7 protein-coding genes are annotated in these 9,184 nt (G+C 72.3%); 3 read left to right on the top strand and 4 right to left on the bottom strand.

The window, feature by feature from the left end:
* Positions 1-162 (bottom strand): helix-turn-helix domain-containing protein (locus H5J29_RS11350; protein WP_181780896.1); only part of this gene is annotated, 162 nt, incomplete at its 3' end.
* Positions 163-216: 54 nt separating this feature from the next.
* Here H5J29_RS11350 and H5J29_RS11345 point away from each other — a divergent pair.
* From H5J29_RS11345 to H5J29_RS11335, 3 genes are all read left to right on the top strand, one after another.
* Positions 217-1,329 carry an epoxide hydrolase family protein gene (locus H5J29_RS11345; protein WP_181780895.1) on the top strand — a complete coding sequence of 371 codons (1,113 nt, stop codon included), beginning with the start codon at positions 217-219 and terminating at the stop codon, positions 1,327-1,329.
* An 87-nt stretch (positions 1,330-1,416) separates the two neighbouring features.
* Entirely contained in the window at positions 1,417-2,415 is a 999-nt protein-coding gene (locus H5J29_RS11340; RefSeq protein WP_181780894.1) for a glutathione S-transferase family protein, read from the top strand.
* Between the two features lie 191 nt (positions 2,416-2,606).
* Entirely contained in the window at positions 2,607-3,878 is a 1,272-nt protein-coding gene (locus tag H5J29_RS11335; protein ID WP_312858162.1) for a glycoside hydrolase family 3 N-terminal domain-containing protein, read from the top strand.
* Between the two features lie 104 nt (positions 3,879-3,982).
* On the opposite strand, the gene H5J29_RS11330 is transcribed toward H5J29_RS11335, so the two are convergent.
* The 3 genes from H5J29_RS11330 to H5J29_RS11320 form a co-directional block, all read right to left on the bottom strand.
* Complete coding sequence (locus tag H5J29_RS11330) at positions 3,983-4,927, bottom strand: sulfur globule family protein (protein WP_181780893.1); 945 nt, start codon at positions 4,925-4,927, stop codon at positions 3,983-3,985.
* Between the two features lie 127 nt (positions 4,928-5,054).
* A complete protein-coding gene (locus H5J29_RS11325; RefSeq protein ID WP_181780892.1) occupies positions 5,055-5,843 on the bottom strand; it encodes a 3-oxoacyl-ACP reductase family protein in 789 nt (262 codons plus the stop codon).
* A gap of 3 nt (positions 5,844-5,846) precedes the next feature.
* A partial coding sequence (locus H5J29_RS11320) for a carboxyl transferase domain-containing protein (protein WP_281375939.1) occupies positions 5,847-9,184 on the bottom strand: 3,338 nt, incomplete at its 5' end.

Genomic DNA, 9,184 nt, shown 5'->3' with positions numbered 1-9,184 from the left:
GACGCCGTGCACCGGATAGCCGAGGTCGCGCAGCCGTGCGACGTCGTTGCGGACGGTCCGGCCGGTCACGCCGAGACGTTCGGCCAGCTCCGCACCCGTCCACTCCGGACGGACCTGCAGCAGGCCGAGCAGCGCGAGGAGCCGTCCGGAGGTGGTCGCCATGATCTTTCCTGAAGAGGAACGAACTGTGCCTAATCAGTTCCTAGCGTAGCTCCCATGACGAACACCTTCACCGTCCGGATCCCGCAGGCCGACCTCGACGACCTCGCCGACCGCCTCGCCCGCACGCGCCTGCCGCAGCCCGCCCCCGGCGACGACTGGACCCACGGCACGCCGAACCACTACCTGGCCGAGACGGTCGCGTACTGGCGGGACGGCTTCGACTGGCGCGCCCAGGAGGAGCGGATGAACGCCTTCCCGCAGTTCCTGACCGAGATCGAGGGACAGCCGATCCACTACCTGCACGTGCCCTCCGCGGAGCCGGGCGCCACTCCGGTCCTGCTCGTGCACACCTACCCCGGCTCCTTCGTGGACTTCCTCGACGTGATCGGGCCGCTGGTCGACCCCGTCGCGCACGGCGGGCGGGCTTCCGACGCGTGCTCCGTCGTGATCCCGTCGATCCCGGGCTTCGGGTTCAGCACGCCGCTGGTCGGGACCGGCTGGACCCTGGCGAAGGTCGCGAGGACCTTCGACACCCTCATGCGGGAGCTCGGCTACGACTCCTACGGCGTGCACGGCAGCGACTGCGGCGCGATGGTCGCCCGCGAGCTCGGCCTGCTCGACCCGCCCGGGTTCCTGGGCCTGCACGTCCTGCAGCTGTTCTCCTTCCCCTCCGGCGACCCCGCGGAGTTCGAGGCCCTCGGTCCGGCGGACTACGCGGCGCTGGAGTTCATGCAGTGGTTCCAGTCCGTCGGCGGCTACAACCAGATGAACGCGTCCCGCCCGCAGACGGTCGCGGCGGCGCTGTCGGACTCACCCGTCGGGCAGCTGGCGTACTCGGAGCTGTTCGAGTCCTTCGGCAACGGGACGTCGCTGGTGAGCCGCGACCAGCTCCTCACCCAGGTCTCGCTGTACTGGTTCACCAACACCTCGGCCACGGCGGCGCGGTTCTACTTCGAGGAGGCCCGGGCGGGCGCGGAACCGCAGGTCAACCACGCCCGGACGGGGGTCGCGGTGTTCGCCTCCGACTTCGTGACCATCCGCGCGTTCGCGGAGCGGGACAACTCCGCGATCGAGCACTGGAGCACCTTCGCCGAGGGCGGCCACTTCGCGGCGCTGGAGCGGCCGGAGCAGGTGGCGGCGGACATCCGCACCTTCTTCAGCGCCTGACCCCCGTTCCTCACAACGAACGGCACTCTCGCTCATACCTAGTGAGCGAAAGTGCCGTTCGTGCATGTCGCGGTTACCTTGTCGACCATGGGAGCTGCGCCGTCGTCGACCGAGGAGTTCGTCCGCCAACCGCTCGGGGTACAGGAGCGGATCACGGCGGACGGGTCCTCGCCGTGGCCGGTCGAGGCCGGGCGGTACCGACTGGTGGCGGCGCGGGCCTGCCCCTGGGCGAACCGGATCGTGATCGTGCGCAGGCTGCTGGGGCTGGAGCCGGTGCTGTCGATGGGCATCGCGGGCCCGCTGCACGACGAGCGCTCCTGGCGCTTCCACAACGACCCCGGGAACGTCGATCCGGTGCTGGGTATCGAGTACCTGCGCTCGGCGTACGAGAAGGCCGTCCCCGGCTACGACAAGGGCGTGACGGTGCCCGCGATCGTCGAGGTGGCGAGCGGGAAGGTGGTCACCAACGCCTTCCAGGAGCTGGAGTTCGACCTCTCGACACAGTGGACAGCGCTGCACCGCCCCGGAGCGCCCGACCTCTGGCCCGCCGAGCACCGGGCGGAGATCGACTCGCTGTCCGAGGGCATCTACCACGATGTCAACAACGGCGTGTACAAGTGCGGGTTCGCGAAGGGCCGGCGGTCCTACGAGAAGGCGTACGCGGCGCTGTTCGCCCGGCTGGACGAGCTCTCCTCGCGGTTGGCCGCGCAGCGGTACCTGGTGGGGGACACGATCACCGAGGCGGACATCCGGCTCTGGGTGACCCTCGTCCGGTTCGACGCGGCCTACCACGGCCACTTCAAGTGCAACCGGCAGAAGCTCACCGAGATGCCGGTGCTCTGGGCCTACGCGCGCGACCTCTTCCAGACCCCGGGCTTCGGCGACACCATCGACTTCGAGCAGATCAAGCAGCACTACTACGGCGTGCACACCGAGATCAACCCGACGGGAGTCGTCCCCGCCGGCCCGGACGTCTCCGGCTGGCTCTCCGACCACGGCCGCGAGTCGCTGGGCGGCCGCCCCTTCGGCGACGGCACCCCACCCGGCCCACCCCTGCGGCAGGAGCAGGTCCGACCCCTCCCCTGACCGCGCTACCACCCCGCCCTGTCCGACTCGCGCGTCGAAACCGAGGGACTCGCGCCCGCGAGTCCCCCACTTTCGACGCGCGAATCGGACACCTCCGCCCGCGAGTCCCCCACTCTCGACGCGCGAGTCGGACACCTCCGCCCGCGAGTCCCCCACTTTCGACGCGCGAGTCGGACATCAGGGGCGGGGCGGTGAGGCTGGTCGAGGGGGAGCAGGGACACTGGAGCCCGATGCGGATCGAGAGCTTCCCTCCCGGCGACACCGCCCGGAGCGACCCCGAACCCCCTGCGCCCCGACGACGGCGGCGGGCGGTCTCGGTGCTCACCACCGGGCTCGTCGTGGGGGCCCTGGTCGCGGGGGTCACCGTGGCGAGCGGGGGGATCGGGCTCTCGGCGAACAGCCAGGACACCCCCGCCGCGGCCCCGCAGGGACCCGTGCCCGCCGCGCCGCCGCCGGACCCGAACACCTGCGCACCTCTCGTCGCCGCGATGAGCCCGCGGGACAGGCTGGCCCAACGGCTGATGGTGGGCGTCGATCCCGCGGACCCGGCGGAGGCCGTGGCCACGGTGCGGGACACCCACGTCGGCGGGATCTTCATCGGCGGCAACCCCACCGCGCTGCTCCAGAACGACGCCCTCGCGGCCGTCCAGCAGGCCGCGCCCACGAAGGTCGCGGTGGCGGTGGACGACGAGGGCGGCCGGGTGCAGCGCATCGACGCCCTCGACGGCGACCTGCCCAGCGCCCGTCAGATGGCGCAGCAGACCCCGGAGCAGGTCCGCGCCCTCGCCGAGGAGCGGGGGCGGCAGCTGCTCGCTCGCGGGGTGACGTGGGACCTGGCGCCGAGCGTCGACGTGTCCGACCAGCCCCGCAACGCCGTGATCGGCGACCGGGCCTTCTCGAACGACCCCGCCGTCGTCACGGAGTACGCAGGCGCCTTCGAGGCGGGCCTGCGCGCGGCGGGGGTGTACGGGGTGCTCAAGCACTTCCCGGGGCACGGCCACTCGTCCGGCGACTCGCACCAGGGTCGCGTGTCGGTGCCGCCGCTGGACCGGCTCCGCCAGGCCGACCTGCTGCCCTACGCCGACCTGCTCGCCCGTCTCGACCACCAGCAGGTGGGAGTGATGGTCGGCCACCTGGACGTTCCCGGCCTGACGGACTCCCTGCCGTCGTCCCTCACACCCGCGACCTACCGGCTGCTGCGGACGGACTACGACTTCGACGGCCTGGTCATGACCGACGACCTGGGCGCGATGAAGGCCATCAGCGGCAGCTTCACGCCCGCCCAGGCGAGCCTCGCGGCCCTGCAGGCGGGCGCGGACATGGCCCTGACCTCGAACGTCGCACCGATCGCGCCGATCCTCGACACCCTCCAGCAGGCCCTCGACGCGGGCACGCTCCCGGAGAACGACACCGCCGTCGAGCGGGTCCTCGCCGCCAAGGCCCTCTGCACCCGCGGCACATGACGAGAACGGCGCTCCCGCTCGCGACGTGCGAGCGGGAGCGCCGTTCCGCGACGGTCACCGGTCCGGTGCGTGACCACCCGATGGCCCGGTGACCGGGCTGGTGGTCAGACCTGGCCGGTGAAGATGACCGGGTCGGACAGGATGTCGCGGGTCCACTCGAGCTGCATCTCGCCCGGCGCCGTGCCGACGGAGAAGATCTTCTCGTAGGTGTAGGTCTTCCCGGGCAGGAGCGTGGAGGTGGAGGCGCTGTCGACCTTGGCGCTGTCGAACATCTCAGGCGCCTGCGCACCCGCGAAGCTCGCGTTCGGACCGTTGCCGAAGGTGTTGACGTCGAAGGCGCTCGTGGACCCGTTGGTGACGGTGACCGTGACCAGGACCGCGCGGTCGACGTCCTGCGGGTAGGCCGAGGAGCTGGGGGTGTACTTCTGCGGCGCGGCGATCGTCACGGCGAGGCCGTCGCCGTAGGTGAAGGTCTGCCCGAAGCCGACCGTGTCCGAGGCCGATGCGGCCGGTGCGGCGGCGACGGGGCCGGCGGCCTGGCCGCTCACCGATCCCGAGCCGGTCGAGGTGCTCGCGACCGCGGAGGTGAAGGCGACGGCCCAGACGATGCACACGATCAGCGCGAGGGCCGACAGCGTGAGCCCGGCGATCGTGAGGCCCCGGTTGTCCGCTCGGCCGGTGACGACACGGTGCAGGCCGAGGCCGGCGAGCAGCAGGCCGAGGATCGACAGCGGCCACCCGACGACACCCACCAGCGGGATCCAGGCGAACAGCAGGGCGAGCAGGCCGAGCACGAAACCAGCGGTCCCGAGCCCGTTGGCGGGTGCAGGTGCCGCGACCTGCGGGTACGGGGCGTGGTGCCCGTACGGCTGGGGCGCCTGCGGCGGCGCGCCGTAGTAGCCCTGCGGGTAGGGGTTGCCGAGACCGGCGGGAGGACCGTAGGTGTCCGGGAACGCCGCGACGGGCGGCTGCGGAGCGGAGTGGCGGCCGCGGGCCCAGGGGTCGTGCTGCGGCGAACCGGTGGGAGAGGACTGCGATGAGGTGGTCACGTTGGGCTCATCGGGCTAACGAACTGGTCCTGTTACCGCACGAGGCGCTGTTCGTCAGAATCGATGAGACGCGAAGGGCCCTGTCGTGCGGTCCTACCGCACGACAGGGCCCTTCGTGAGACGACGGCTACATGTCCAGGCCGCCGTTGACGGCGATGACCGAGCCCGTGATGTAGCCCGCGTGGTCGTCGAGGAGGAACTGGACGGCGCGGGCGATCTCCTCCGCCTGGCCGAGCCGCCCGATCGGGATGCCCGCGACCAGCTTCTCCAGCACCTTCTCCGGCACCGCGGCGACCATCTCGGTCTCGATGTAGCCGGGGGCCACGCAGTTCACCGTGACGCCCTTGCGCGCCACCTCCTGCGCCAGCGACTTCGAGAACCCGAACAGCCCGGACTTCGACGCCGCGTAGTTCGCCTGCCCCACCGCGCCGGACTCGCCGATCACCGAGCTGATGTTCACGATCCGGCCGAAGCCGTTGCCCGTCATGTGGTCCAGCACGGACTTCGTCATGTAGAAGGCGCCGGACAGGTTGACCCGCAGCACGGCGTGCCAGTCGTCGACGGTCATCCTCCGGACCGTCTTGTCGACCGTGATGCCCGCGTTGTTGACCAGGTAGTCGATCCGCCCGTACCGCTCGAGGACCTCGCCGACGAAGCGGGCGCAGTCCTCCGGCGCGCCCACGTTGCCCTGGTGGACCGAGACCGAGCCGCCCTCCGCACCCAGCTTCTCCGCCAGCTCCTCGGCCGCCTTGCTGTTGCTGCTGTACCCGGCGGCGACGTGCACGCCGTCGCGGGCCAGAGCGGTGCTGATCGCCGCCCCGATCCCGCGGGCCCCGCCGGTCACCAGGGCGACGCGGGGTTCGGGTCGGACGTCCGTGCGGGGAGCGGGGACTGCGGAAGGGGCGGCGGTCGTCATGGTCTACGTCTCCAGGTGCTCGAGTGTTCGGGCCATGCCCCGGCGGACCGCGTCGACGAGATACGGCCGGAGCTGGTGGGGGTCGACGATCTGGTGCACGGACCCGACGCGCTGGGCCCGCTGGATGGAGTGGACGGAGTCGAACTCGTCCGCGACGGCGCCGAGCTTCTCCGACCGGACGTCCGCCCGGACGGCGGCGAGCTCGGCCCGCAGGGCCGCGGCCTCTGCGTCGGCGGCCTCGGCGATCCGGGCCTCCAACGCCGTCACGCGGGAGTCCGCGTTGGTCCGCTTCCGGACCTCGCCCGCGAACACCACGGCCGCGGCGGGCGCCCCGCCGAGCACCGAGGCGTACGAGCCCTCGACGGCGGCGATCTCCATGGACTCGTTGAGCGTCGCGGAGAAGACCACGAACGCCCCGCCGTGGTAGCGGGAGACCACGCAGAACACGATCGGGCCGTCGAAGTTGACGATCGCCCGGCCGATCTCCGCGCCGTACTCCAGCTGCAGGCCGCGCAGCGACTCCGGCGAGCCGTCGAACCCGGAGAGGTTCGCCAGCACGACCAGGGGCCGGTTGCCCGACGCCGCGTTGATCGCCCGCGCCGTCTTCTTCGACGACTTCGGGAACAGCGTGCCCGCCGTGAACTGCTCGGGCCCGTCCACCGGCACGATGCCGCGCCGGTTGACCGGCTTGGACTCGATGCCGAGCAGCGCGACCGGCTGTCCGCCCAGGTGCGCGTCGTACACGACGACGGAGTCCGCGTCGTGCATGTCCGCCCAGCGCTCGAGCGGCTCGTGGTCGGCGTCGGACACCGCGCGCATCACCGAGCGGATGTCGAACGGCTTCTTCCGGCCCGGGTTCGTCTGCGGCGAGAAGATCTCGCCGACGGTCACGAAGCCGCCGCCGGTGTGCGGCGCCTCGGTGACGTCCCGCTGCACGGGGTCGTTCGTCGGTGCGGGCCGCGGGAAGCGCTCCCCGGGCACCACGTAGGCGTGGTCGTAGTGCCGGAACAGCACCTCGACGGCGGCGCCCAGGTCCGGCGCCCAGTACTGCGCCTGACCGTTGGGGCCCATGATCCGGTCGTAGCCGCCGATGCCGAAGTTGTCCTCGGCCGAGACTCCGCCGGAGTAGTCGAGGCTCTGCTTGCCGGTCAGCACCATCGCGCTGTCCGGCGTCATGACCAGGATGCCCTTGGTGTGCATGAGCATCGTGGCCTCGGCGTTCCAGTAGGGCTGGGCGCCGACGTTGATCCCGGTGACGACGATGTTGATCTCGCCACCCGCCTGGGTGAACTCCACGACCGCGCGCAGCGCCCGGGAGATCCAGTCCATGTTCTCCGTGCCGGAGTCCATCGCGATCTTCGCGCCGGACGACACGGCGAACCACTCGATCGGCACGCCCAGCTCGCGGGCCAGCCGGATCGCCGCGCACACCCGCGCGCACTCGGCCTCGGCCAGCGCGCCGAGCCCGCGGGTCGGGTCGCCGATGAGCACGACGCGGGTCATGCCCTCCGGCTGCTTCGCGGTCCGCGTGGTCACGGTGCCGAGCACCAGGTTGGCGGAGTTGCGGCCGGGCTCGCGCTCGACCGGCTCGGCCACGGGGTCCGTGCCCGAGTCCGCCACCAGCTCGTACTCGGTGAACGCCCCGTCCGGCCCGGTGAGCAGCGGGACGATCTCGTACGGGTACACCGCACCGCGCCGCTGCGCCTTGATGACGTTCTGGGCGTAGGAGTCCAGCTCGCGCATCGGGCCCGTGGGCGGCTCGTCCAGCTTCACGGTGAGGCCCGCGCCCGGCGGGCGGGACAGCCGCAGCAGGAACTCCCGCGTGCCCTCCCCGTCGGGTGCCCGGAACTGCACCTGGACCTGCTCGAGGCCCAGGGCGCCGGTGCGCGCCGCCAGCGGGCGGACGACGGCGTCGAGCTCGGTGAACGAGATGTCCACGACCGGCCAGACGTGCAGCAGGATCCGGTTCCAGCCCAGCTTGGCGAGCGCGGGGTCGGCCGAGCGGACCCGGCGCAGGCTGTCCAGGCAGGCGTCGATCGCCCGCTCCAGCTCGGGGATCGAGCGGATCACGCCGGCGTCGTCCCGCAGCACGGTCAGCCGCCGGACGTCCGCGAGCGCCAGCAGCCGCTGGTCCTCGCGCACGGTCTTGCCGGTGACGTGGAACAGGTGCACGTCCGTCTCGGACGGCAGCCGCCGCAGGTCGAACTCGGCGAGTCGCCACAGCCCCAGCCGCTCCCCGACGAGCGGGTGCAGCCCGCGCAGCGTGCGGTCCTCGACCAGCGTGCCGTCCGCGCCGGGGCGGAAGGTGAACCAGATCGGCCCGGGGTCGGCGAGGGCGTCGGGGCTCGCGGATGGGTTGGGCCGCACGGCGACCGCGACCCGCGAGACCTTGCTCGTGGGCACCGACCCGATGGCCGCCCGGACGCGTTCGGCGCGGGCGTCCGGGTCGCCGCCGTCGTCGGCGTGGGTGGAGGTGACGTAGAGGTCGACGAGCGCGGTCCGACCCGGCGGCAGCTCCTCGACGAGCCTGCGCAGCTGGTTGGCCGCGGCGAGCGCGCGCCGGGGGTCGTTGTTGTCGATCACCGTGGCGAGCACGCTGCGGTCGCGGCCGGCGTGGGTGTACCGCGCGGTCAGCACCGGCAGCCCCACGGACTCGCTGATCTGCAGGTCGGAGAGGGTGCGGACCCGGTAGTAGCGCCGGGTCATGACCTCCAGCAGGGCCGCGTTGTGCTGCGCCCCGAACACTCCGAGGATCGGCTCCGAGGAGGCGACGAGGTCCTCGATCCGCTCGGCCCGGTCCTCCGGGTGGGCGGCCAGCTCGTCGAGCTGCTCGCGCACCTCACGGCGCACCTGGTCCCGCTCGGCCTCCACGGCCGGGGCGTCGAAGCAGTGGTAGCGCACCTGGCGGGCCAGGTCGCCGACGACGGGGTGCCGCAGCTGGGTGGCCACGACGAGCTCGTCGAGGGTGCGGAGGTACTCCTCGCGCTGCGCGGTGGGCAGGCCCGCGAGCGAGCCCGGGTGCGCGAGCCGCCACTGCAGCAGCCCTCGGATCACCGACTCGTGCGCGGTGGCCCGGCGGTGCGCGAGGAACATCCAGTAGAGCGCGGGCTCCAGGACGGCGACGGGCCCGTCGGGCTCCACGCCGTAGTGTCCGAGCGCGCGGCGCAGCTTCGCGACGAAGGACTCCGGCAGCCGCTCGGCCTCCGGGTCCCGGGAGCGCAGGTAGGCGTGCAGGTACTCCTGCGGGTTGCGGCCCTCGTCCGGCTCCGTCGCGTCCTCGCCCGCCCGCTCGCGGCGGTTGCGGCTCAGTGCGGACAGGTCGGTGAAGATCCGCAGCACGG

Origin of the sequence: Pseudonocardia pini, from assembly GCF_013870575.1 — a bacterium.
GTDB classification, from domain to species: domain Bacteria; phylum Actinomycetota; class Actinomycetes; order Mycobacteriales; family Pseudonocardiaceae; genus Pseudonocardia; species Pseudonocardia pini.
Note: the sequence above shows the minus strand (reverse complement) of the source record. Positions and strands in the feature narration are given on the sequence as shown.

What these genes read in the sequence shown, in the direction of transcription:
- H5J29_RS11345 (WP_181780895.1), top strand. Translation starts at nt 217, where the DNA reads ATGACGAACACCTTCACCGTCCGGATCCCGCAGGCCGACCTCGACGAC.
- H5J29_RS11340 (WP_181780894.1), top strand. Translation starts at nt 1,417, where the DNA reads ATGGGAGCTGCGCCGTCGTCGACCGAGGAGTTCGTCCGCCAACCGCTC.
- H5J29_RS11325 (WP_181780892.1), bottom strand. Translation starts at nt 5,843, where the DNA reads ATGACGACCGCCGCCCCTTCCGCAGTCCCCGCTCCCCGCACGGACGTC.